The sequence below is a fragment of the Maritimibacter sp. DP1N21-5 genome (genome assembly GCF_019218295.1).
GTDB lineage: Bacteria > Pseudomonadota > Alphaproteobacteria > Rhodobacterales > Rhodobacteraceae > Maritimibacter.
Genome location: NZ_JAHUZF010000004.1, coordinates 92,775 through 116,838 on the forward strand (window position 1 = coordinate 92,775; position 24,064 = coordinate 116,838).

21 protein-coding genes and 1 riboswitch are annotated in these 24,064 nt (G+C 65.8%); of the genes, 15 read left to right on the forward strand and 6 right to left on the reverse strand.

Annotated elements, in window-relative coordinates:
- Nucleotides 1–15 precede the first annotated feature (15 nt).
- The gene (locus KJP29_RS04855) at nt 16–1,425 is read left to right on the forward strand and encodes a phosphomannomutase (protein WP_218462446.1); all 1,410 of its coding nucleotides are present in this window, start codon (nt 16–18) and stop codon (nt 1,423–1,425) included.
- Here KJP29_RS04855 and KJP29_RS04860 read toward each other — a convergent pair.
- Nucleotides 1,422–2,069: an HAD family phosphatase gene (locus KJP29_RS04860; protein ID WP_218462447.1), complete on the reverse strand. Its 648-nt coding sequence runs from the start codon at nt 2,067–2,069 to the stop codon at nt 1,422–1,424. The genes KJP29_RS04855 and KJP29_RS04860 overlap by 4 nt on opposite strands.
- A gap of 59 nt (nt 2,070–2,128) precedes the next feature.
- A complete protein-coding gene (locus KJP29_RS04865) occupies nt 2,129–2,542 on the reverse strand; it encodes a response regulator (protein WP_255553447.1) in 414 nt (137 codons plus the stop codon).
- Between the two features lie 180 nt (nt 2,543–2,722).
- Between KJP29_RS04865 and KJP29_RS04870 the strand changes: the two genes are divergently transcribed.
- The 4 genes from KJP29_RS04870 to KJP29_RS04885 all read left to right on the forward strand — a co-directional run bounded on the left by KJP29_RS04870 (nt 2,723) and on the right by KJP29_RS04885 (nt 6,192).
- Nucleotides 2,723–3,097, forward strand: coding sequence for a DUF1636 domain-containing protein (locus KJP29_RS04870; protein WP_218462448.1), 375 nt, complete (start codon nt 2,723–2,725; stop codon nt 3,095–3,097).
- Nucleotides 3,094–4,044, forward strand: a complete 951-nt coding sequence (locus KJP29_RS04875; protein ID WP_218462449.1) for a threonine-phosphate decarboxylase — start codon at nt 3,094–3,096, stop codon at nt 4,042–4,044. Before KJP29_RS04870 ends, KJP29_RS04875 begins: the two co-directional genes overlap by 4 nt.
- Nucleotides 4,041–4,946, forward strand: a complete 906-nt coding sequence (cbiB, locus tag KJP29_RS04880) for an adenosylcobinamide-phosphate synthase CbiB (RefSeq protein ID WP_218462450.1) — start codon at nt 4,041–4,043, stop codon at nt 4,944–4,946. The genes KJP29_RS04875 and cbiB overlap by 4 nt, the downstream gene beginning before the upstream one ends.
- Before the next feature lie 94 nt (nt 4,947–5,040).
- Nucleotides 5,041–6,192, forward strand: a complete 1,152-nt coding sequence (locus KJP29_RS04885) for a lytic murein transglycosylase (protein ID WP_255553467.1) — start codon at nt 5,041–5,043, stop codon at nt 6,190–6,192.
- A 318-nt stretch (nt 6,193–6,510) separates the two neighbouring features.
- Here KJP29_RS04885 and KJP29_RS04890 read toward each other — a convergent pair whose 3' ends face one another.
- Both KJP29_RS04890 and smc read right to left on the reverse strand, forming a co-directional pair.
- Nucleotides 6,511–7,011, reverse strand: a complete 501-nt coding sequence (locus KJP29_RS04890) for a YbjN domain-containing protein (protein WP_218462452.1) — start codon at nt 7,009–7,011, stop codon at nt 6,511–6,513.
- A gap of 77 nt (nt 7,012–7,088) precedes the next feature.
- Nucleotides 7,089–10,544, reverse strand: a complete 3,456-nt coding sequence (smc, locus tag KJP29_RS04895; RefSeq protein WP_218462453.1) for a chromosome segregation protein SMC — start codon at nt 10,542–10,544, stop codon at nt 7,089–7,091.
- Nucleotides 10,545–10,826: 282 nt separating this feature from the next.
- Between smc and KJP29_RS04900 the strand changes: the two genes are divergently transcribed.
- The 7 genes from KJP29_RS04900 to KJP29_RS04930 all read left to right on the forward strand — a co-directional run bounded on the left by KJP29_RS04900 (nt 10,827) and on the right by KJP29_RS04930 (nt 18,751).
- Nucleotides 10,827–11,690 (forward strand): alpha/beta fold hydrolase, encoded by an 864-nt coding sequence (locus KJP29_RS04900; RefSeq protein WP_218462454.1) that lies wholly within the window; start codon nt 10,827–10,829, stop codon nt 11,688–11,690.
- Nucleotides 11,691–11,790: 100 nt separating this feature from the next.
- Entirely contained in the window at nt 11,791–11,958 is a 168-nt protein-coding gene (locus tag KJP29_RS04905) for a hypothetical protein (protein ID WP_218462455.1), read from the forward strand.
- A 46-nt stretch (nt 11,959–12,004) separates the two neighbouring features.
- Nucleotides 12,005–12,225, forward strand: a riboswitch (cobalamin riboswitch).
- 32 nt (nt 12,226–12,257) lie between these two features.
- Entirely contained in the window at nt 12,258–12,932 is a 675-nt protein-coding gene (locus tag KJP29_RS04910) for an energy-coupling factor ABC transporter permease (protein WP_218462456.1), read from the forward strand.
- A 74-nt stretch (nt 12,933–13,006) separates the two neighbouring features.
- On the forward strand, nt 13,007–14,074 hold the full coding sequence (cobW, locus tag KJP29_RS04915; RefSeq protein ID WP_218462457.1) for a cobalamin biosynthesis protein CobW: 1,068 nt from the start codon (nt 13,007–13,009) through the stop codon (nt 14,072–14,074).
- A 3-nt stretch (nt 14,075–14,077) separates the two neighbouring features.
- Nucleotides 14,078–14,530 (forward strand): GNAT family N-acetyltransferase, encoded by a 453-nt coding sequence (locus KJP29_RS04920; RefSeq protein WP_218462458.1) that lies wholly within the window; start codon nt 14,078–14,080, stop codon nt 14,528–14,530.
- A 70-nt stretch (nt 14,531–14,600) separates the two neighbouring features.
- Nucleotides 14,601–18,290 (forward strand): cobaltochelatase subunit CobN, encoded by a 3,690-nt coding sequence (gene cobN, locus KJP29_RS04925; protein ID WP_218462459.1) that lies wholly within the window; start codon nt 14,601–14,603, stop codon nt 18,288–18,290.
- Nucleotides 18,287–18,751 (forward strand): N-acetyltransferase, encoded by a 465-nt coding sequence (locus tag KJP29_RS04930; protein ID WP_218462460.1) that lies wholly within the window; start codon nt 18,287–18,289, stop codon nt 18,749–18,751. Before cobN ends, KJP29_RS04930 begins: the two co-directional genes overlap by 4 nt.
- A 28-nt stretch (nt 18,752–18,779) precedes the next feature.
- Here the strand turns inward: KJP29_RS04930 and KJP29_RS04935 are convergent, their stop codons facing one another.
- On the reverse strand, nt 18,780–19,082 hold the full coding sequence (locus KJP29_RS04935) for a hypothetical protein (protein WP_218462461.1): 303 nt from the start codon (nt 19,080–19,082) through the stop codon (nt 18,780–18,782).
- 145 nt (nt 19,083–19,227) lie between these two features.
- Between KJP29_RS04935 and KJP29_RS04940 the strand changes: the two genes are divergently transcribed.
- From KJP29_RS04940 to KJP29_RS04950, 3 genes are all read left to right on the forward strand, one after another.
- Nucleotides 19,228–20,436: a hypothetical protein gene (locus KJP29_RS04940; RefSeq protein ID WP_218462462.1), complete on the forward strand. Its 1,209-nt coding sequence runs from the start codon at nt 19,228–19,230 to the stop codon at nt 20,434–20,436.
- Nucleotides 20,437–20,559: 123 nt separating this feature from the next.
- On the forward strand, nt 20,560–21,168 hold the full coding sequence (gene cobO, locus KJP29_RS04945; RefSeq protein ID WP_218462463.1) for a cob(I)yrinic acid a,c-diamide adenosyltransferase: 609 nt from the start codon (nt 20,560–20,562) through the stop codon (nt 21,166–21,168).
- Nucleotides 21,169–21,711: 543 nt separating this feature from the next.
- Entirely contained in the window at nt 21,712–23,739 is a 2,028-nt protein-coding gene (locus KJP29_RS04950) for an NADPH-dependent 2,4-dienoyl-CoA reductase (RefSeq protein WP_218462464.1), read from the forward strand.
- On the opposite strand, the gene KJP29_RS04955 is transcribed toward KJP29_RS04950, so the two are convergent.
- Nucleotides 23,736–24,050 carry a DUF2834 domain-containing protein gene (locus KJP29_RS04955; protein ID WP_218462465.1) on the reverse strand — a complete coding sequence of 105 codons (315 nt, stop codon included), beginning with the start codon at nt 24,048–24,050 and terminating at the stop codon, nt 23,736–23,738. The two genes, KJP29_RS04950 and KJP29_RS04955, sit on opposite strands and share 4 nt — an antisense overlap.
- Nucleotides 24,051–24,064 lie beyond the last annotated feature (14 nt).

Here is a 24,064-nt window from a genome sequence, read left to right on the forward strand (position 1 = left end):
GGCAAGGGCACGGATATGGCACCGAAATTTGGAACGAGCGGGCTTCGCGGACTGGTCGTCGACCTGACGGACGCACTCGTGGCGGACCATATCCGGGCCTTCCTACGGGCCTGTCCCAATGGCGGTGCGATCCATGTCGGGCGCGACCTGCGCCCGTCGTCGCCGGCCATTGCGAAGATCGTTCTGGACACCGTGACCGCCGAGGGGTTGCTGGCCGTCGATTGCGGCGCCGTTCCCACGCCCGCACTGGCGCTCGGGTCCATGGCGCGGGGCCACGCGGCGGTCATGATCACTGGCAGCCATATTCCAGCGGACCGCAACGGGCTCAAGTTCTACGTGCCGGGTGGCGAGATATCGAAGGACGACGAAGCCGCAATTCGGGCCGCCCTTGGTGCATCGCCCGCGCGTGACAGGACCGTCATCGCCCAGGAAACCGCGCCGGATACGGCCAAAACCTATGTCGAGCGTTACAGGGCCGCCTATGGCGATGCGGCGCTTTCCGGTTGGCGGATCGGGGTCTACCAACACAGTTCAGTGGCTCGCGACCTCATGGCGGCGGTCGTGAAAGCCCTTGGTGGCGTGCCGGTCCCGCTTGGCCGGTCGTCACGCTTCATCCCGGTCGATACCGAAGCCGTCGACCGGGAGGTGGCCCACGATATCCGGGTGTGGTGCAAGGCTGGAGCCCTCGACGCGCTGATCTCGACAGACGGTGATGCCGACCGGCCGCTGATGGCCGACCACGCCGGGGACATCGTGCCGGGCGACGTGCTGGGGCCCCTGACCGCCAAGGCGCTGGGCGCGTCCGTGATCGTGACGCCCGTCTCATCAAACAGCATGGTCGATGAGATGGGTTTCCGGACTGTCCATCGCACGCGTATCGGCTCGCCCTTCGTCATCGCGAAGATGGAAGCCTGTCAAGCGAAGGACCCGGACGTGTCGGTCGTGGGGTACGAGGCGAACGGCGGCTTTCTTCTTGGCTTCGCCGCGAAAGGGCCCGCCGGTCCGCTCGCCCCGCTCATGACGCGCGACTGCCTCCTGCCGATCATCGCGCCGCTGGTGATGGCGCGGGAGCAGGGCGTGCGGCTGGCCGATCTCGTCGCAGGTCTGCCGTCGGTCTTCACCGCCGCCGACCGCGTGACGGAGGTGCCAAGCGACAGGTCATCGGCGCTGATTGCGACACTGTCCAAGAATGCCGGTGCGCGCGCCGCGTTCTTCGAGGGCGCCGGCGAGGTGGCGGGGATCGACGAGACCGACGGACTGCGTGTGACCTTCGAAACCGGTGAGGTTGTGCATCTGCGCCCGTCCGGAAATGCGCCGGAGTGCCGGTGTTATGCCGAGGCCAAGTCGCAGGCAGCGGCGCAGGGGCTTCTGGACCGTTATCTAGCGAGGCTTCGCGACCGGCTGACGACGGAACCGGGCGCCTAGACGGCCTGTTCGCGGGCCAGAAGTCCGGCCTCGACCAGTGTGTCGGCCCATCCCTGCGGATGCTTGAAGAGATGGGTCTGCCATCCCCTGTCCTTGGCGATAGCGATGTTGTCGACGCGGTCGTCGGTGAACAGAAGGCGGTCAGGCGCGATGCCGCAGTCCTCCTCCACCATCTGGTAGATACTCGGATCGGGTTTCGTCACGCCCAGATGCCCCGAAATGTATCGGCGGTCGAATTCGGTCAGGAAGCGGTCCCGCGATTCCGACAGGGCGAAGCTGTCCACGCCGAAATTGGTCAGCGCAAAGACCGGATGCCCGGCTTGGCGAAGCGCCCGCAACAGCCGGACCGAATGGTCGATCACGGGAAGGGTGAGGTCGAGCCAGCGGTCGTGCCACATCAGGATTTCTTCGCGCCATTCGGGGTGGCGGGCGGCCGTCTCCTCGACCACCGCACGAAAGGGCTCGCCCCGGTCGAACCTCTCGTTCATGCCGTGAAGGTCGACGGCGGCGAACATGGCGCGGCGACGGTCCGGGCCGATCCAGCGGTCATAATGCACCTCCGGCGTCCAGGTGATGAGCACATTGCCGATGTCGAAGATCACGGCCTCGGGTTTGGGCGGGTCGAAGGATGTGTCGCTGGACATGGGGTCAAACTACGGGGGAGGAGGCAAAAGGGAAAGACGAGGACGCGCCTGCGACCCGGTCACTGTTTCGGCACGCGTTCCGCGTGATGCGCGACGATCATGGCCAGATCCTCGGCCCTGGTCGCCGCCGGGAGGAAGGCACAGGCGTTGGGCGTCATGGAAAAGACCGAGCCATCCGAGAAGAACGAGCGCGCAGTGACGAAGACGACGCGGGTTTCCGGGTGGCGATAGGCGGCGTAATCCGCCACCGTGATTGCGCCATTGGCAGGAAGGTCGAGATCGCCCACGATGATGTCGACACGCGCCGTGCCGAGATGAGCCAGCGCCTCGGCCGCGGTCGTGACGGTGGTCACAGTGCCACCTTGGCGCTCCAGATGGCGTTGCCACAGGCCGCCCAGGTCGGTGTCCTCTTCCACGATGAGTATCTTCACGCGCTCCACCGTATTCCCGTCACGGTCCCATGCGTTTCGCATGTGACGCAGAATTTCCCCGACCCACGGACTTGAGACTAACCGAAACCGGACCTCGCGGGAATGTTGTCTCCATTCTTAGGTTAATCGGGTTCCAGACCAAGGAGATTCGATCCCCCCGCGCAAGCATTGCCATTGCGCAGGATTTCCGGTTCAAGCGACGGCGAGAACTGGGGGAGCACCATGGCGACGACCTGGATTACGGTCTGTGATACCTGCAAGCGCGAAGGCTGGGCCGAGCGCGGCGCCGAGGTGACGGACGGCGTCCTCTTGGCAGAGCTTGTCGAAGCGGCGGCCTCCGGGCGCGATGTGGCCGTCAAGCGGGTGTCCTGCCTCATGGGTTGCGACCACGGCTGCAACGTCGCGGTGCAGGCTATGGGCAAGCTGTGCTATACTATCGGCCGGTTCGAGCCAACGCAGGACGCGGCCCGGGGCATCGTCGACTGGGCGGAAAAACATGCCGCCAGCGCGACGGGGCAGGTGCCCTACCGCGAATGGCCGCAGGCGGTGAAAGGGCATTTCGTGACCCGGCACCCCCCCATCCCGGCGGAGGAATGATGACGGGGCGCGACCACGGCGGCGGGCTCGATGCCGCGATGGCCCGATGGGGCGGCACCCGAGGCGATTGGGTGGACCTGTCCACGGGGATAAACCCTCGCCCCTATCCCTTGCCGGACATCCCGCGAAATGTCTGGACTGCCCTGCCGGATGCCGGCGCGATGGCCGCGCTCGAAGATGCGGCGCGGGACTTCTGGATGATACCGGCGGGCGCTGCGGTGCTTGCCGCCCCCGGTGCCTCCGCGCTTATCGCGCGCATGCCGGCGCTTCTGCCGAAGGGGCGCGTGCAGGTGGCGGAACGGACCTACAACGAACATGCGGGCGCCTTCTCGGATGCGGGGTGGGAGGTTGTGCGGGACGGCGCGGCCGAAGCGCGCGTCGTCGTGCATCCGAACAATCCCACGGGGCTTACCTGGTTCGGCGCGGACGAGGCCCCCGGTCGCAGGCTGCTCGTCATCGACGAGAGCTTCTGTGACATCTCCCTCGGCCAATCCCATATGCGCGATATGGCGACTGAGCCGGGCGTGGTCATCCTCAAGTCGCTGGGCAAGTTCTGGGGACTCGCCGGGGCCCGGTTAGGGTTCGCCATCGGCGACCCCGGCCATATTGGGGCGCTCGCCCGGATGCTCGGCCCCTGGCCTGTGTCCGGTCCGGCGCTGGCCATCGGTCGGGCGGCTCTGACGGACATGGACTGGGCCAACCGGACACGGCAGAGGCTCCACGTCGATGTGGCACGGCTTGATGCGATGATGCAGGCGCGCGGGGCGGAGGTTGCCGGTGGCACCGCGTTGTTCCGCCTCTATGCAGTGGACGATGCGCGTGCCTGGCAGGAGCGGCTGGCCAAGGGGCGTGTCTGGTCGCGGGTGTTTCCCTATGACCCGAAGTGGCTTCGACTGGGTCTCCCGCCCGAGGATCGCTGGGACCAACTCGAGGCCGCCTTGACATGAGCCTCGTCCTTGCCTGCGCCATGGCGCTCGACGCCGCATTCGGGGAACCGGAAAAGGTCTGGGGCCGGGTGCACCACCCCGCCGTTCTCATGGGCAAGGCGGTCGGTTGGGCCGACGCCACGCTCAATCACGGCAAGGGACGGATCGTGACCGGCGCGGTTGCGATCATCGGGCTCGTGACAGTGGCCGCGGGCATCGGCTGGGGCATCGCCCAGATCGGATGGCTGGCCGAGATCCTTGCGGCCGCGATCCTCCTGGCCCATCGCTCGCTCGTCGATCACGTGATGGCCGTGGCCAACGCGCTCGCCGACGGGCTGGCCGAGGGGCGCCGCGCCGTGGGCAAGATCGTGGGTCGGGACACGGGTGGCATGGATGCCTCCGACGTATCGCGCGCCGCCATCGAGAGCGCGGCCGAGAACTTCTCGGACGGCGTGGTCGCGCCGGCGTTCTGGTTTCTCGTCGGGGGGCTGCCGGGCATGCTCGCCTACAAGATGGTGAACACCGCCGACAGCATGATCGGCTACCGGACGCCCCGCCACGAAGCCTTCGGCAAGGCCGCCGCGCGTCTGGACGATGTGATGAACTGGATCCCCGCGCGGCTCACCGCCGGGCTGATGCTGCTCGTGACCGGCCATGTCAGTGCGGGGGACAACGTGCGGCGCGACGCGGCGCTGCACCGCTCGCCCAACGCGGGGTGGCCGGAAGCGGCGATGGCGGTGGCGCTGGACGTGTCCTTGTCCGGCCCGCGGAGCTATCACGGCGAGAGGCGGGACTTTCCCTGGGTGAACCCCGAGGGCGAACGCGTGGTCGGAGGTGACGAGATCGACGGTGCGGTCGGGGTCCTCTGGCGGGTCTGGGCGGCGGTTCTCGGCCTTGTCATCGTGCTGGGCATTGTCTGGTAAGCCCGGTTTGCTAGGGTGACGCCGAACAAACGAGGGAGAGTTCATGAAGATCGGGTTCAAGGCGCTGGCCATAGTGGCGGCAATCGGCGCAGGCATGGGCACGGCTGCGCGGGCCCAGTCCATCCCCGCGCCCCTCGTCGAATGCGGTGGGTCGTGGTCCTCTTTCGTGGGGCGGATGAAGGACCTCGCCCGGGCGCAGGGGCATGATTCGGGAACGGTCGACGCCTTCTTCGCCAGCGCGGCGCAGGACAGTCGGACCCTGAACGCCGACCGAGGGCAGGGGTTCTTCACGAAGACCTTCATCGACTTCTCCCGCTCGCTCATCTCTCAAGGCAGGCTCGATAACGGCGTCGCGAACATGTCGCGCTATGCGAGCGTGTTCGACCGGATCGACCAGACCTATGGCGTGAGCCGCGGCGTCCTGACGGCATTCTGGGCCTTTGAGACGGATTACGGCGCGTTCCAGGGCGATTTCAACACGCTCAACTCCCTGATGACCCTGAGCCACGATTGCCGGCGTCCCGGCCTGTTTCAGCCCCAGGTTTTGGCGGCCCTGGAGCTTTATGAGCACGGCGATTTCGACCCGCGCGGCACGACCGGCGCCTGGGCGGGCGAGATCGGCATGGTCCAGATGCTGCCTCGCGACATCATCGAAAGCGGCGTGGACGGCGACGGCGACGGGCATGTGCTTCTCAAGTCGTCGGCGCCCGATGCGCTCATGTCCGGGGCGAACATGTTGTCGAACCTCGGCTGGCGGGCGGGCGAGCCCTGGCTCGAGGAGGTCATCGTGCCGGCGGAAATGGATTGGTCGAAGTCGGGCGTCGAACGGAGCCTGTCGACGTCGGACTGGAAGGCGATGGGCGTTCAGGCGCGCGATGGGTCTTTTGCGAACCTGCCCGGATCGCTGATCCTGCCGCAGGGGCGCAAGGGCCCGGCGTTCATGGCCTACCCGAACTTCCAAGTCTATTTCGAGTGGAACCAGAGTTTCACCTATGTGCTGACCGCAGCCTATTTCGCGACGCGGCTGGAAGGTGCGCCCGTCTACAACGCTGGAAACCCGGAGCCCGGGCTGGACCAGGGGGGCATGAAGCTCCTGCAACAGAAGCTCCAGGCCAAGGGATACGACGTGGGCAAGATCGACGGCATCCTCGGTGCGGGAACGCGGGCGGCCGTGCAGGCGGAACAGGCGCGGCTTGGCCTGCCGGCGGATGCCTGGCCCACTGCGGCGCTGCTCAACCGGCTGTGAGGTTGCGTTAACCACGATGCATGAGGAGCGTTTACGGAACGTTCAGCTTTGTGGTAGAATGTGACACATCGGAATTGTTTTTCCAGTGTCATCACTGAAAACAATCGCCCCGCCGAGGTGCAACTCGGCGGGGCACTCTTTTTCGGTATTACCTACCGATCCAGAGCCGGATGATCGCGACGATCAGCGTTGCCGCCGCGATCGCGACCATCCATCTGCGGAATTGTCTTTCTTCCAGAGTCATCACCTCCTTACACCGCGAAGGTTCACGGTAGGAGGTTGGTAGAACACCTTGGTGAGTGGAAGGTTAAAGTGGGCTCACCACCCGATATGCTCCTCGAACCGATCCACGCTTTCGAGCCAAAGGCCAAGGATCGCCTCGAAGTCACCAAAGCTCACGCCATCGACCGAAGTCGCCACGTCCATCTCGATCCGCGCCACGTTGTCTTCGGTAAGATAGGACCGCACGAACCGGCGGTCGGTGTTCCAGCTGTTGATCGTCTCGAGCGACGCGCCGCTGTCGGTATAGCCCGCGTAGAACTGAAGCGCCTGGCAATCGACGTTGTCTTCGCAATCGTAGAAAAACAGGCTCATCTTGTCGCCATTCACCCGATACTCGATCAAGGGATCACCCACCGTGTCCTCGGTCAGGCGCACGGGATATCCGGCGGACTTGAAGAATTCGACCAGCGTGTCCGGGGCCGAGGCAAGGACGACCTGTCCCATCTCGGCACCGCCAGCGCCTTCGAGCGTCTTGTTGTCCTGCGCGAGGGCAGGGGTGGCGAGAAGGGCGGCAATGGCAATGGTGCGGGCGAACATGTTGGCTCCCTGAAATCCGGTTTTGGAAACCTTAGGGCGAATTTTCTCCTGCGTGAACCGGGATCGTGAGGCCGCGATCACGCGACCATCTGTTCGGCCTTCTTCAGGTCGACACTGACAAGCTGGCTCACGCCCTGTTCCTGCATCGTCACCCCGAACAGCCGGTCCATCCTAGCCATCGTCACGGCATGGTGCGTGATGATGAGGAAGCGCGTGTTGGTGCGGCGGGTCATTTCGTCCAGAAGGTCGCAGAAGCGGGTCACGTTCGCGTCGTCCAGGGGCGCATCGACCTCGTCCAGCACGCAGATCGGAGCCGGGTTGGCGAGAAACACGCCGAAGATGAGCGCCAGCGCGGTGAGGGTCTGTTCGCCGCCGGAAAGCAGGGACAGGGTCGACAGTTTCTTGCCCGGCGGCTGGCACATGATTTCGAGCCCGGCCTCGAGCGGGTCGTCGGATTCCACCAGCACGAGGTTCGCCTCGCCGCCCCCGAAGAGGTGGGTGAAGAGCAGGCCGAAATTCTCGTTCACCTGCTCGAAGGCGGTCAGCAGCCGCTCACGCCCCTCGCGGTTGAGCGAGGCGATGCCGGAGCGCAGCTTGCGGATCGCTTCCTCGAGGTCGGCCTTTTCGCTCACCAGCGTGTCATGTTCGACCTGCACCTCCTTCGCGTCCTCTTCGGCGCGCAGGTTCACCGCGCCCAGAGACTCGCGCTGGCGTTTCAAACGGTTCACATCCGCTTCGATACTGTCGGACGACGGCATCTGGTCCGGGTCCTGCCCAAGGCTCTCCAGAAGGCCGGCGGGCGTCGTTTCCATCTCCTCGCGGATGCGCTCTTCAGCGTAGGCGACGGTTTCCTTGGCCGCATCGACCCGCGCCTCGGCCCGCGCCCGCGCTTCGCGCGCTTCGCCGGCAAGGCGCTCGGATTCGCGTTCGGCGATGGTGGCCTCTCGCAGCGCGGTTTCCGCGACCGAGAGCGCATCCTGCGCCGTCGCACGCCGGCCTTCGGCATTGGCGATCTCGCGGGCAAGCTCGTCACGCTTCGCCGCCAGTTCCTCGGGGGCGGCCTTCGCGTCGTAGAGCTCTTCCTCGGTCACGGCCTTGCGCTCGGCCAGTTCGGCGATGCGTTTGCCCGCCGTTTCCAGACGATGCTTCCAGCCGGAGATCTCTTTCGTGACCTCCTGCGAGCGTTTCAGCCGCGCCTCGCCCTCGCGTTTGATCTCGTCATGGTGGGACCGGCGCGACATCATGGTCATCCGCGCGGCTTCGACGGTCAGCTTCGTATCCTCGACTTCGGCCCTCGCATCGTCGAGGTTGGGCAGATCGCGCACGGCCTTGTCGGCTTCCGACAGGCGGATGCGCGCACCCATCGCCTCTTCCTCGTGGCGGGAGACGGCGAGGGTCAGGTTCTCGAGCCTGCCCTCGGCGATGTTGCGGTCGGCCTCGGCGCGCGATTGCGCCCGGGCGGTATCCGAGACCGCGCGGTCGGCATCGCGGCGCAGGTCCCGGGCGGCGCGGTCGGCCTCGGCCGCCTCGGCCAGCCGGGCGCGTAGGGCCTCATGCGCGTGCATCGCGCCATCGGCGCGGGCCTGTGCCCGTTCCAGATCCTGTTTCAGCTCTTCCAGGCGATTGAGCTGCCGGAGCCGCATCGCAGCGGCGGAGGGCGCATCGTCGGCCGCAACGCGATAGCCGTCCCAGCGCCACAGGTCGCCGTCCAGCGTGACGAGCCGCTGACCGGGTTTGAGCAGAGGTTGCAGCCGCGCGGCGTCCTCGGGGGCCACCAGACCCACCTGCGCCATGCGGCGGGCGAGCACATCGGGCACCGTCACATGGGCGGTGAGCGGCTCGACGCCTTCGGGGAGCCTCTGAGTGTCTGAATAGCCGGGCAGGGCGATCCAGCCCGACTGGTCGTCCTCGCTCACAACCGGGGCGCGCAGGTCGTCCGACAACGCCGCCCCGAGCGCGGCTTCGTATCCTTTGACCACCCGCACGAGGTCGAGCACTTGCCCCCCGTCCGTCGTGTCGCGTTCAAGGAGCTTGGCGAGCGCCATGACCTCGGCCCGGAGCGCGTTGACTTCGCCTTCCGCCTCGGACCGTTCGGCGCGGGCATCTGCCTCCCGCGATTGCGCGTCGGCACGGGTTTCTTCGGCGGCGATCAACGCTTCTTCGGCGGCCTCGGCGGCCTCCACGGCGTTACGCTGGGCATACTCGGCTTCCGAAAACGCCAGCTTCGCGGCATCGAGCGCAGCCTTGGCCGACAAAACGGCATCGCGGGCGCGGGCCGCTTCGCCCTCGGATTTCTCCAGGGTCTTCTGGCTGTCATCGCGCAGGCGGTGCGCCGACTGGTGCCGCGCTGCGAGCCGGGCGACGTCCTCGGTCAGCTGCGTGAGGGCATCCTCGCGGTCGGCCATGACGCGTTTGGCATCATGTGCCTGCTCTGCCGCTTCTTCCAGTTTCTCGGCATGGCCTTCGGATGCCTTGGCAAGTTCGGTCCGTTCCCATTCCAGCCGTTCGATGGTCTCTCCGGCGTCGCGGTTCAGCGCTTCTTCCCGTTCGGAGTCGCGGACGAGCTGCTCGATCCGCCGGGTCAGCGTCTCGATCCGCTGAACGGCCTGCACTTCCTGCTCGGCGAGCTGGTCGCGCGACACGGTCAGCCGCTGAAGGACGGCAGCGGCAATCGCCTCTTCCTCACGCAGCGGCGGCAGGCGATCTTCGGCTTCTGCCCGGACCTTGACCGCCGTCCGGGCTGCGCCCTCGGCCTGCGAGGCCGCGGTCACGCGTTCGCCGTATTGGGTCTGGGCGACCAGCCGCGCCTCGTCCGCCTCGCGCCAGCGCCGGAAGAGGAGGAGCCCCTCCGACGTGCGAAGCTGTGCCTCGATCTCGCGGTAGCGCGCCGCCTGCCGGGCCTGTCGCGCCAAGGTCGCAAGCTGCGAAGCAAGCTGTTCGATCACGTCGTCGACCCGTTCGAGGTTAGCCTCCGTGCCCTTGAGTTTGAGTTCCGCCTCATGCCGACGCTGGTAGAGCCCGGATATCCCGGCTGCTTCTTCCAGGATGCGCCGGCGGTTCTTGGGCTTGGCGTTGATCAGTTCCGAGATTTGCCCCTGCCGCACCAGCGCCGGAGACTGCGCACCGGTCGAGGCATCGGCAAAGAGCATCTGCACGTCCCGTGCGCGCACATCCTTGCCGTTCACCTTGTAGGCGCTGCCTGCATCACGGGTGATCCGGCGCACGACTTCGAGGATGTCCGAATCGTTGAACCCCGAGGGCGCGAGACGGTCGGAGTTGTCGATCTGCAGCACCACCTCGCCGAAGTTGCGCGCGCCCCGCGACGAGGTGCCGGCGAAGATCACGTCCTCCATCCCGTCGCCGCGCATCGCCTTGGCCCGGTTTTCTCCCATGACCCAGCGCAGCGCCTCGAGCAGGTTCGACTTGCCGCATCCGTTCGGGCCGACGACACCCGTGAGGCCCTCACTGATCACCAGATCGGTGGGGTCCACGAAGCTTTTGAAGCCGTTGAGTTTGAGGCGATTGAAGCGCACGGCATGGTCCGAAGGTTGCGATTCCCTATCCGGGCATTGTTTCCGGGTCAGGTCCGGTGTGTCAATCGCGGGACGCTTGATATGGGTTTCGTGGTGCGGGTTATCCACAAGATATTGAGGTCGGCGGCGGTCCAGCGCGGTTTTCGTCCGATCTGGCCGACGGGTGTCGCGCCGTCAGACCGCGTCATACGGGTGCGCCCCTGTAGGCCGTCGTTTCGCGCCTCGGGTCGATGCGGTAGACATGACGACATGCGAGACAGAGTGCCGATGGAGAGATCATCCGTGACTTACATTCAGAACGGCGATGTCCGCATCGCGACACAGGCCTTCGGCACGCCGGGCGATCCGGCCCTGATCATGGTGATGGGCGCCACGGCGTCGATGCTCTCATGGCCAGACGCGCTGGTCGAGGCACTCGGCAAGCGGGGCCTTTTCGTCATTCGCTTCGACCATCGTGACACCGGCGAGACGACGACCGTGCCCCCGGGTGCGGCGGATTATGTGGTCGAGGACATGGCGCAGGACGTGCTCGCGGTGATGGACGGCTACGGCCTGGCGCGCGCCCATGTCGTGGGCATGTCGCTTGGCGGCTACATCGGCCAGATGCTCGCGCTGGAGCATCCGAACAGGGTTGCAAGCCTGACCCTGATCGCGTCGGAGCCGCTTGGCTGGGACGGGGCCCCGTTGCCGCATATCTCCGACGCCTTCATGGCGCACTTCTCCAGCATGGCAGACCTCGACTGGATGTATGAGGACGCGGTGGTGGCCTTTCTTTCCGGAATGGACCAGCTCTCGGCGGGGACCGGTGCGCCCTTCGACGCCGGGGCGGCAGAGGCGCGGGCGCGCGCGGTTCTGGCCCGGACGGACAGCCTCGCGAGCATGTTCAACCATGGCACGCTCTCCACGCGGGAGGACTGGACCGGGCGGTTTCGCGAGATCGCGGTGCCTGTTCTGGTGATCCATGGCGTCGATGACCCGGTGCTCCCCATCGAGAACGGCCGCGCCATCGCTGGGGATATCGCGGGCGCACGGATCGTGGAGCTTGATGGCGTCGGGCATGAGTTGCCGGACCGGGCGCTGGGCCGGATCGTGGATGAGATCGCTCGTTTTACCGGCGCGACAGGCGGGGCGGACACGACGCGCTAGGATCGGGCATGGACCCGGTGACTGTCATCAATGCCTTCAACGACGCGATTACGCGCGGGGATCTTGCGACCTTGGGGGATTGGATGTTCGCGAGGTGCTGGTGCGGAAAGACACCGTCGCAATCGCCGGGGAGTCAATCAGCGACGATACGCGGCTTGCGGGTCCGGCGCCGTGGCGGGCAAAGCTGCGGGGCGGGAAGCTCGCGACGTCGGCCGTCTATGACGACACTCCGGAAAACCGCGACACGCTGGGGCTCGCGTCGCGCTGACACCGTCCGATGTCGCAATCCGCCTTGACCGATCACGTCCCGGTGAGTCACAAGCGAAGGACATGGTTCCCGATACGGGCGCAAAGCGCCAAGGGAGAATAGGGAATGCGGAGGGGTGATCCAAACCGGAGCCTTCAGCCGCAGCCGCCCCCGCGACTGTGATGCGGCGAGCGCCCACCTTATGCCACTGGGGCTACGACCTCGGGAAGGCGGTGGCGCGTGACGACCCGCAGAGCCAGGAGACCTGCCATGTGGACTGTAACCCACCCGTCGGGGAGACGGGCAAAGGAGTGATGCACATGCATATCGAACCGGGCCTCGTCGGCCCCGCCAAGATGATCCTCGCCTATGCGACCGCCGCCGGTGGCGCCGCGATGACCGCCAAGTTCGCCTGGGAGACCGTGAAGGAACGCGGCCTTGCCTCGCTCGGGGCGCGCAGCCTCGCGACCACCGTGGCCGCCTTCGGCTTTTTCCAGGTGCTGCCGCATTTTCCGGTCGGCGTGTCCGAGGTTCACTTCATCCTCGGCTCGACGCTTCTTCTGGTCTTCGGGGCCGCGCCGGCCGCCATCGGCCTCGCGCTCGCGCTCCTGCTTCAGGGTGTGTTCTTCGCACCCTTCGATCTGCCGCAGTATTTCGCCAACGTCACGACGCTGATCGTGCCGCTCGTGGCGATCAAGTATCTCGCGGACAAGCTGATTGCCCGCGACACCGCCTATGTCGATATCAAATACAAGGATGCGCTTGCGCTTTCGACCGCTTATCAGGGTGGCGTGGTGCTCTGGGTCGCCTTCTGGGCCTTCTACGGCCAGGGCTTCGGTGCCAGCACCGCCGCTTCGGTATTCACCTTCGGCGGGGCCTACATGCTCGTCGTGCTGATCGAACCGCTGGTAGATCTCGCCGTGCTCGCCGGTGCCAAGTCGGCGCGCGGTCTCGCCAAGACCGGCCTCGTCACGCCGCGCCTGTTCAACGCCTGATCCGCGTTTCATCCTAACTGACAAGCCGGGGTTACGTGCCCCGGCTTTCCGCTATTCAGGCTCAGGAGAAAGCCATGCCCGCCAAGATACCCGCCACCGTCGTCACCGGATTTCTGGGCGCCGGGAAAACCACCCTCATCCGCCATATGCTCGAGAACGCCAAGGGCAAGAAGATCGCGCTTATCATCAACGAGTTCGGCGATCTTGGCGTGGACGGCGATATCCTGAAGGGTTGCGGCGTTGAAACCTGCACCGAAGAAGACGTGATGGAGTTGTCCAACGGCTGCATCTGCTGCACCGTGGCCGAGGATTTCGTCCCGACGTTGGAAAAGCTCCTGGCCCGCGACGTGCCGCCCGACCACATCGTGATCGAAACGAGCGGCCTGGCGCTCCCGCAACCGCTCGTCCGCGCCTTTCAATGGCCCGAGATTTCGACGCGCGTGACGGTGGACGGCGTGGTCACAGTCGTCGATGGCAAAGCGGTCAGCGAGGGGCGTTTCGCCCATGACGTCGCTGCCGTCGATGCGCAGCGCAAGATGGACGAGAACCTCGATCACGAGACGCCGCTGTCCGAGCTGTTCGACGACCAGATTGCCTGCGCCGACATGATCGTGGTGAACAAGTCGGACCTTCTGGGCGACACGGAATCCGACGCGCTGGTCGCCACGCTTTCGGGCGAGGCGCGCAAGGGTGTGCGGGTCGTGCGCACGTCGATGGGGGCGCTTCCGGTCGAGGTCCTTCTGGGGCAGGGCGCCGGGGCCGAGGACGACATGGCGGACCGGCACGAGGTGCACCACCACCATCACCACGACGACGATGACGAGGATGACGATCACGATCACCACCACGATCATGGGCACGACGAGTTCGAAAGTTTCGTTGTCGAACGGGGCGAGATCGCCGATCCCAAGGCCTTTGCCGAACAGGTCGCAGACGTGATCCGCGCCCACGACATCCTGCGTCTCAAGGGCTTCGCGGCGGTCACGGGCAAGCCCATGCGCCTCACCCTGCAGGCAGTCGGTCCCCGCGTCGACACCTACTTCGACGCGCCCTTCGGCACCGCACCGCGCGCCACGCGGCTCGTCGTGATCGGTCAGGCGGGGCTCGACCGGTCCGCCATCGAAACCGCGCTCAAGGTCTGAGCCATGCTCATCGTCGCGCCTGCCAATCCGCTGGACCCCGGCCCTTCGGCCCTTCTGGCGGAGGCGCAGGCGCTTCAGGCAGCGACCTATGCGCCCGAAAACAACCACGCGCTCCCGACCGAGGCACTCGCCGCCGCCGACATCCGGTTCTTCGCGGCGCGGGAGGGTGACACGGTGCTGGGTGTCGGCGCGCTCGCGATCCGTGACGGCTATGGCGAGGTGAAGGCGATGTTCACCTCGGACGCGGCCCGGGGCAAAGGGGTCGCCGCCGCGCTCCTTCGTATGATCGAGGACACGGCGCGGGAGGAAGGCCTCGCCCGTCTCAACCTCGAAACCGGCGAAGAACTCGCCGCCGCCGTTCGGCTCTACGAACGGTTCGGCTTCACCCGCTGCGGAGCATTCGGCGACTACGCGGACGACGGCATAAGCCTTTTCATGGGCAAGGACCTGAGATGAAAACCGCGCCCTTCCATCTTTCCCCAAGTACGCAATCCCCGACGCCGCCACCGGCGAAAGGCCAATTCTGATGCACCTTCTCGCGGCCACGCCCGGCGCCATCGACGACGGCAAGGATGCCGTCGATCTGGGCCAGACCCCTGCCGATGTCGTCTTTATCTCTGCCGCCGATACCGAACTTGCCGCCCTGTCCGAAGCACGGGCCGAGATGGAGGCGCCGCCGACCCTGCGCCTCGCCAACCTGACCCACCTCAACCACCCGATGAGTGTGGACCTGCACCTCGATGACTGCGCGACGAAGTCCCGGCTGGTCATCGCCCGCGTGCTGGGCGGCACCGGCTACTGGCGCTACGGGGTCGAACAATATGCGGCCCGACTGGCCGAGGCGGGGGTTCCTCTTGCGCTCCTCCCCGGTGACGACAAGCCCGACGCGGAGCTCGCGTCGCTCTCCACCGTGAGCGATGAGGACTATGCCGCGCTCTGGGCCTATCTGGTAGAGGGCGGGCCGGAGAACGCCGCGAATTTCCTCACCTACGCTCGCGCCATGCTCGACGGGTCGGAAAAACCCCAGCCTGCCGCGCCGCTACTACGTGCCGGAGTCTACTGGCCCGGCGCCGGGGTGGCGGACCTTGCCACGGTGCAGGAGACCTGGGCCAAGGGTGCGCCAGTGGTGCCGCTCGTCTTCTACCGGGCGCTGGTACAGGGGGCCGGGCTCAATCCGATCAACCGGATGGTGCGCGCCCTGAACCGGCAGGGGATGAACCCGTTGCCCGTCTTTGTGGCCTCCCTGAAGGACCCGGTATCGGTCGCGACGCTCGAGGCGCTCTTCACCCAGGCGCCGCCGGCTGTGATCCTTAACTGCACCTCCTTCGCCGTGGGTTCGCCCCATGCAGGCGACGACAGCCCGGCCAATCCCCTGGCCATGCCGGCGGCCAATGCGGCCCCGGTGTTCCAGGTCGTGCTTGCCGGATCGTCCGAGGAGACTTGGGCGACCGGAACCACGGGTCTTTCGGCGCGGGACATCGCGATGAACGTGGCGCTCCCTGAGGTGGACGGTCGGGTGCTCACCCGTGCTGTTAGCTTCAAGGGGGAGGCGTTCTTCGACGAGGCGACCCAATGCCCCATCGCCACCTACCGCGCCCAAGGGGACCGGGTGGATTTCGTGGCGCGGCTGGCGGCCAATTGGGCGACGCTGCGCGCCACGCCCGCGAAGGACCGCCGCGTGGCGCTGGTGCTTGCCAACTATCCCAACAAGGACGGGCGGCTGGCTAATGGCGTCGGGCTCGATACGCCAGCGGCGACGGTCCATGCGCTGCGGCTTCTGGAGGGGGCCGGTTACGGCGTCCGCGACATCCCAGCCGACTCCGATGCGCTGATGCAGGCGATCATGGCGGGGCCGACGAACTGGCTTGTCGACCGTGCGCGGCGCTCCGGCGGTGTCGATCTGTCCATGGCCGACTACCAGATCTTCTACGGCCAGCTCCCCTTCGCCTTGCGCCAGAGGATAGAAGACCGGTGGGGCAAGCCCGAGGCCGATCCATTCTACGAGCCGGGCGAGGTCGATTGCGGGCGCTTCAAGCTCTCGGTCCTGACCTATGGCAACGTCGTCGTCGGTGTGCAGCCCGCGCGCGGCTACAACATCGACCCGACCGACACCTACCATTCCCCCGACCTCGTGCCGCCGCACAACTACCTCGCCTTCTACGTCTGGCTGCGGGACGTCCACCGGTCGCAGGCCGTCGTCCACATGGGCAAGCACGGCAACCTCGAATGGCTGCCGGGCAAGGCGCTCGCGCTCTCGGGCGACTGTCTGCCCGAAGCCGTGCTGGGGCCGATGCCGCATGTTTATCCCTTCATCGTCAACGATCCAGGAGAGGGGACGCAGGCCAAGCGTCGGTCGCAGGCGGTCATCATCGACCACCTGACGCCGCCTTTGACGCGGGCCGAAAGCTACGGCCCCCTGCGCGATCTGGAAGCACTGGTGGACGAGTATTACGAGGCGGCGGGCGTGGACCCGCGCCGGATCACGCATCTGCGGCGCGAGATCCTGTCGCTGTCGTCGGTCACCGGCCTCGACATCGACGTGGGCATGACGGGCAGGGATGAAGAGGGTGATCTGGCCAAGCTCGACGCCTATCTCTGCGAGTTGAAGGAAGCGCAGATCAGGGACGGGCTGCATGTCTTCGGGCAATCCCCCACCGGGCGGCTGGAGCGTGACCTCGTGCAGGCGCTGGTGCGCGTGCCTCGGGGCGACGGGCAGGGCGCCGATGCGTCGCTCATCCGGGCGCTGGCGGTGGATTTCGGGATGGCGTTCGACCCGCTTGACTGCGACATGGCCGAGTCTTGGGAGGGGCCAAAGCCCGAGGTGCTGATCGGCGGCACATGGCGATCCTACGGCGATACGGTCGAGCGTCTCGAGGATTTCTCCGCCCGCCTGATCGACGGCGATGTGGCCCCGCCGGGACCGGCGAGCGCAGCCGTTCTGGACGGTATCCGCGACAACGTTTTGCCCACGGTTCGTGCCTGTGGGCCGGACGAGGGGGCGGGGCTTCTCACTGCCCTGTCAGGACAGTTCGTCGCCCCGGCGCCATCCGGCGCGCCCACGCGGGGACGTCTGGACGTGCTTCCCACCGGGCGCAATTTCTTCTCGGTCGACAGCCGCGCCGTGCCCACGCCCACCGCTTGGGCGCTCGGGTGGAAGAGCGCCTCGCTTCTCATCGACAAATACTTGCAATCCAACGGCGACTGGCCGCGCACGATGCTTGTCACGGCATGGGGCACGGCCAACATGCGCACCGGCGGCGACGACATCGCGCAGGCGCTGGCGCTCATGGGCGTGAAGCCGAAGTGGGATGCGGCGAACCGGCGCGTGACCGGGTTCGAGGTGCTTCCGCTTGGCGTGCTGGGTCGTCCGCGTGTCGATATGACCCTGCGCGTGTCGGGCTTCTTCCGCGACGCTTTCCCGCAGCTTATTGCTCTGGTCGACAGCGCCGCCCGCGCCGTGCAGGCGCTGGACGAACCCGACGCCGACAACCCCGCCGCCGCCCGCGCCCGTGCGGGCGAAGGCACCGCGCGCGTCTATGGGTCGAAACCCGGCGCTTACGGTGCCGGGCTGCAGGCGATGATCGACGAGCGGCTTTGGGAGCGGAAGGCCGATCTTGCCGATGCCTACCTCGATTGGGGTGGCTATGCCTATGGCGCGGGCGACGAAGGGCGCCGCGACCGGGAGGGGTTCGAAGAGCGGCTCGCCCAGACCGAGGCCATCGTGCAGAATCAGGACAACCGCGAACACGATCTTCTGGACAGCGACGACTATTATCAGTTCGAAGGTGGCGCGGCCGCCGCTGTCGCCACGCTTCAGGGCCGTGACCGCCCGATCTATCACAACGACCATTCTCGGCCGGAACGCCCCGTCGTCCGCACGTTGGACGAGGAAATCGGCCGGGTCATCCGCTCGCGCGTGGTGAATCCGAAGTGGATCGAAGGCGTGAAACGTCACGGTTACAAGGGTGCCTTCGAGATTGCGGCGACGGTCGACTACCTCTTCGCCTTCGCCGCGACCACGGGGGCTGTGCGTGATCACCACTTCGATCTCGTCCACGCGGCCTTCCTCGAAGATGAGGAGACGCGAGATTTCATCGCTGATCACAACGCGCCCGCCTTGGCCGAGATCGCGCAGCGACTGGCCGAGGCGATGGAGCGGGGTCTGTGGACACCACGGTCGAACTCCGCCCGTGCGCTCATCGAACGTCTTTCATGACGCCGCGCAGGTTTCAGCCGGAGGATCCCGCCGAGCCGTTGCTCGCGCTGATCAGCCGGACCTTTTCCTACATGGACGGCCGCGTCGATCCGCCCTCGTCGATGCACCGGCTGACGGCGGCGAGTGTCGCGGACCAGGCGCGAGAGGGCGAGATCTGGATCATCGGGACGCCTGGAGCTCCCGAGGCCTGCGTGTTCCTGACACCGGACGACGACGCGCTATATGTCGGCAAGCTCGCCGTGGATCACCGGGCGCGCAACCATGGGTTCGCCCGGATCCTGATGGACCTCGCCGCCGAGCGCGCCAGGGCGCTGGGCAAACGACGGCTCCGTTTGCAATCGCGGATAGAGTTGACCGAGAACCACGCCGCCTTCCGGCGTCTCGGGTTCACCAAGACGGCCGTCACGGCCCACGAAGGTTACAAGCGCCCGACTTCGATCACCTTCGAGCGCGAGCTTTGATCGTTGCGGGCCGCTCGAGTCACGACCGTCAATCCTTGCACTGAAGTTCTGCTTTCATGACCGCCGTATCTCCGGTCATGGACCCCGCTTTCATGGGGCATCCGGTGGCCTGATGAACGGCGATGGCCGCTTTCGCCATGGTGACCGAAACGCGCGGCAACCGTTCGGGTGAGGTCCGGATCACCTCGACATGATCGCCGATGCGGTAGACCGAGAAGGTCGACCCCTGAACGGTGACCTCCCGCCGTTCGGCATCCATGAACTGCGGCGAGGGACTGTCGCAGGCCGAAAGAAGCGCGAAGGCGAGAGGGAAAAGTCGAACAACACTCATGGTGCCGGTCTAGCCTGCCAGAGGTTAAGGCGAGGTTAAGATCGTGACATCGGGAGGGACAATGGGTGCTGCGCCTTGTCGCAGGGCACTCTCGTCCCGATTGCGGCATAACAAATTCCAACATATGAATATGAAAGGGATCGTTATGCAAACACACCGTGCGGCGGATAAATATTCGCCCCTCTACTTCCTCTCCTCCGTCGGGGCCGGCGGCCTTGCCGTCACCTTCTTCATGTATCTGATGTTCTGGGTTCCGCACCCGGGCCGGACGGTGCCGGTCTTCGAAGACATCGCCGCCGCATGGCAGAGCGGAAGCGTTCCGATGCAGGTGGGAATCGCGATCGCGCTGGTCGGAATCTCCGTCTTCGCGGTAATGAACGTGCAAAAGCTCGCCTGGAACCTTCAGGCCTATGCCCGCTTCAAGAAGACCGAAGCCTTCCGGACCCTGCGCAATTCCAACGCGGAAACGACACTTCTGGCCTATCCTCTGGCGCTCGCCATGACGGTGAACGCGCTCTTCATCGTCGGTCTGGTCTTCGTCCCGAACCTTTGGAGTTTCGTCGAATACTTGTTCCCCTTCGCCATGGTCGCCTTCCTCGCGATCGGCATGCTGGCGTTGTCCATCATCGGCGACTTCCTCGGCCGGGTGCTGACCAGGGGCGGACTCTTCGATGTGACGGCGCACAACAGTTTCGCCCAGATGCTGCCGACCTTCGCCCTGTCGATGGTGGCAGTCGGTCTTTCTGCGCCCGCCGCCATGTCGGGCCAGACAGTCGTCGTGGGGGTGTCGATGATCGCATCGACCTTCTTTGCCGTGGTAGCCATCCTCTATGCCCTGGTGGCGCTGGTCACCGCTTTCAACTCGATGCTGCACTATGGCACGGCCAAGGAAAGCGCGCCGACGCTGATGATCCTCGTCCCGATCGTCACCACGCTCGGCATCATGTTCCTGCGCCAGTCGCATGGGATGCACACAACCTTCGAGGGTCACACGACCGATGGCGAGACCATGGTCTTCCTCGCTCGCCTGCTGTCAGTCCAGGTGATGTTCCTGGCGCTGGGCCTCGTCGTCCTGAAGCGCGAGGGATACTGGTCGGATTTCGTCTTCGGGTCCAAGACATCTCCGGGCTCCTATGCACTCGTCTGCCCCGGCGTGGCGCTGTCGGTCATGATCCAGTTCTTCCTGCACAAGGGGCTGATCGCCACCGGGCTCGTCGCGAAGTTCGGCATCGCCTACTGGTCGGTAGAGGCTTTCGCGCTGGGCTTCCAGGTCGCCATGGTCGTTCTGGTCCTGCGCCTCAATCGCCAGCACTTCGCCAAGATGTCGGAGCCCGCGGCGGTCCCCGCCGAATAACCACGGGTCGACCTCATCGAAAGGGGCGTCCGATGGCGCCCCTTTCCCGTCTCTTGCGTCTGGCGTCCCGACCACTAGGATCGGCCCCCTCAACGGGAGCGACAATGGTCAAGTGAGGAAGCCATGACGGACGATACCGAACGCCACAACCAGAAGATGGCCAAGAAGAAAGCCGCCCGCGACAAGATCATGTCGACCAAGACGGAAGAAAAGGGGCTGATCATCGTCCACACCGGCAAGGGCAAGGGCAAGAGCTCGGCCGCCTTCGGCATGGTGTTCCGCGCGATCGCCCACGGGATGAAGAGCGCAGTCGTGCAGTTCATCAAGGGCGGCATGGCGACCGGCGAGCGAGATCTGATCGAGAGCCGGTTCTCGGATGTCTGCGAATTCTACACGATGGGCGAGGGCTTCACTTGGGAAACGCAGGACAAGTCGCGCGACATCGAAATGGCGCAGGCGGCCTGGGCCAAGGCGAAGGAGCTGATCCGGGACGAGACGAACCGCATGGTGCTGCTCGACGAAATCAACATCGCGCTGCGGTATGACTATGTCGACGTGAACGAGGTGGTGGCTTTCCTGAGCGAGGAGAAGCCGCCGATGACCCATGTGATCCTGACCGGGCGGAACGCCAAGGACGAGTTGATCGAGGTGGCGGATCTTGTGACCGAGATGGAACTCGTCAAGCATCCGTTCCGCTCTGGCGTGAAAGCGCAGGCCGGGATCGAGTTCTGAGGTTTCGCGCCGGGCTTCGCCCGCCACGACCCGCTGGAGGGGCGCTGCCCCTCCAGACCTCCCCGAGGTATTTATGAAGCAGTGAAGAGAGCGTTCATGCTTCCTTAACCAGCTTAGGTTTAAGCATTATTTGCGGCACAGGCTGAGGAGCCGATGACCGCAAGCGGTGAAGCCCTCTGCGCTCCGTCACGAGACGCCTCGTTTCCGAGATGCAGAGGGTGGAGCCGTTGGCTTCACTGCTTCATAAATACCTTCGGGGGATGAGTGACTTTGCGATGCAAAGGCACTCATGGGGGCAGACAGCCCCCTCCGCACTCACCTTCCTTCACCAAAATCCATCATGGGCCCTCGCCGAGCGCAGCGAGGCCCCCCGCGACGGGGCGAAGCCCCGGCGCAAAGCCTTCTCTCTCGACGGTGTGAAGACCCGGTGCACAGGCTTTCTCAGATGGAACGAAGCCCCGGCGCAAAACCTCCCTTACGCAGCGTTTGGGAGTGACAGCGCAACGCGAGCCCATATCTTCCCTGCCAAACAGGGAGGACCTCATGACCCATTATCCGCACCTTCTCGCGCCCCTCGACCTTGGCTTCACCACGCTCAAAAACCGGGTTCTCATGGGCTCCATGCACACCGGGCTTGAAGAGCGCGGCGATTGGGACCGGGTCGCGGAATACTACGCCGCGCGGGCGCGGGGTGGGGTGGGGCTCATGGTGACCGGCGGTATCGCGCCCAATCCCGAGGGCGGCGTCGCCGTCGGGGCCGCAGGGCTCTACACGCCCGAGGACATCGCGAACCATAAGCGCGTGACGGACAAGGTCCATGCCGAAGGCGGCAAGATCGCGATGCAGATCCTCCATGCCGGGCGCTATGCCTATAACCCCGACTGCGTCTCGGCCTCGCCCGTCAAATCCCCGATTTCCCCCTTTCCGCCCAAGGAGCTAGACGAGGAAGGAATCGAGAAACAGATCGCCGATTTCGCCACCACCGCCAAGCGGGCGCAGGAGGCGGGCTATGACGGGGTCGAGATCATGGGGTCCGAGGGCTATTTCCTGAACCAGTTCCTTGTCACCCACACCAACAAGCGGACCGACCGTTGGGGTGGCGATCACGAAAACCGGATGCGCCTGCCGACCGAGGTGGTCAAACGGGTCCGCGCCGCCGTGGGTCCCGACTTCATCATGATCTATCGCCTGTCGATGATCGACCTCGTGCCCAATGGCTCGACCACCGAGGAGGTCATCCGACTCGCCAAGGAGATCGAGGCTGCCGGGGCCACGATCCTCAACACCGGGATCGGCTGGCACGAGGCGCGGGTGCCGACGATCGCGACCTCGGTGCCGCGCGCGGGGTTCGCCTGGGTCACGAAAAAGCTCATGGGCGAGGTCACGATCCCCGTGATCACGTCGAACCGGATCAACAACCCCGAGACCGCCGAGGCGGTGCTGGCCGAGGGCTGCGCCGACATGGTGTCGATGGCGCGGCCTTTCCTTGCCGATCCAGATTTCGTGGCCAAGGCCGAAGCGGGCCGCGCGGGGGACATCGCGCCCTGTATCGCCTGCAACCAAGCCTGCCTTGATCATACCTTCTCGGGCAAGATCAGTTCCTGCCTCGTCAATCCGCGCGCCTGTTACGAGACCGAGATCGTCGTGACTCCGACCGCCTCGCCAAAGTCCATCGCCGTCGTGGGCGCCGGGCCCGCGGGTCTTTCGACCGCGATCACCGCGGCCTCGCGCGGGCACAAGGTTACGCTCTTCGACGGGGCCGACCGGGTGGGCGGGCAGCTTCACATGGCCGCCACCATTCCGGGGAAAGAGGAATTCGCGGGTCTCATCGACTGGTTCGAACGTCAGGTCGCGAAGGAGGGGGTCGAGGTGAGGCTCGGCGGCCGTGTCTCTGCCGAGGACCTCAACGATTTCGACGAGGTTATCGTCGCGACCGGCGTGAACCCCCGCGATCCGGGGATAGTGGGGCAGGAGGGCGACAACGTGCTGTCCTATATCGACGTGCTGCGTGGCAAAGCTCCGGTCGGCAAGCGTGTCGCCATCATCGGCGCGGGGGGCATCGGTTTCGACGTGGCCGAGTTCCTCGCGCATGAAGGCACCTCGCCCACCCTCGATCTCGACCTGTGGAAAGAGGAATGGGGCGTTTCGGACCCGGACCGGGACCGTGGAGGCCTCGCCCCCGAGGGGCCGAAGCCCGAAGCGCCCGCCCGCGACATCGTCTTGCTTCAGCGCAAGGCGCAGGCGCTGGGCAAGAAATTGGGCAAGACGACTGGCTGGATCCACCGGGCCGCCCTCAAGTTGAAGGCGGTCGAGATGGTGGGCGGCGTGAATTACGAACGGATCACGCCCGAGGGGCTGGAGGTGACCAGCGGCGAAGCCCGAGAGAATCCTCGTGTGATCGAGGTCGATACCATCGTGCTGTGTGCCGGTCAGGAAAGCGAAAGGTCCTTGGCCGATGCGTTGATCGCAGCGGGCAGGACCCCCCATGTGATCGGCGGTGCGGATGTCGCGGCCGAGCTCGACGCCAAGCGGGCGATCGACCAGGGCGTGCGTCTGGCCGCGTCGCTCTAGCCTCGGGCCGGGCGGGTGCGCAGGAACAGGTAGAGCGGGAAGGCGAAGCTGACCCCGATCAGGAGCGCGGGCAATGCCCAGAGCGCGACCCAGTTGCGGCGCACGAGGGTCTCCGCGATGCACCATACGGCGAGCGTCGTGCCCGCGATCATAAGGTCGATGGCCATGCCAGTGACGGCTGGCCCCTGGGTCCATTCCGCGAACAGGCCTGCAAAGGTCCCGCCCGTCGTCAGATAGGTCAGGAAATGCCACATGGGCCAGACGGCCCCGATGACGGCGAGGATGAGGTAGGTGATGCGTAGTCCGGACATGACGGGATTACGCA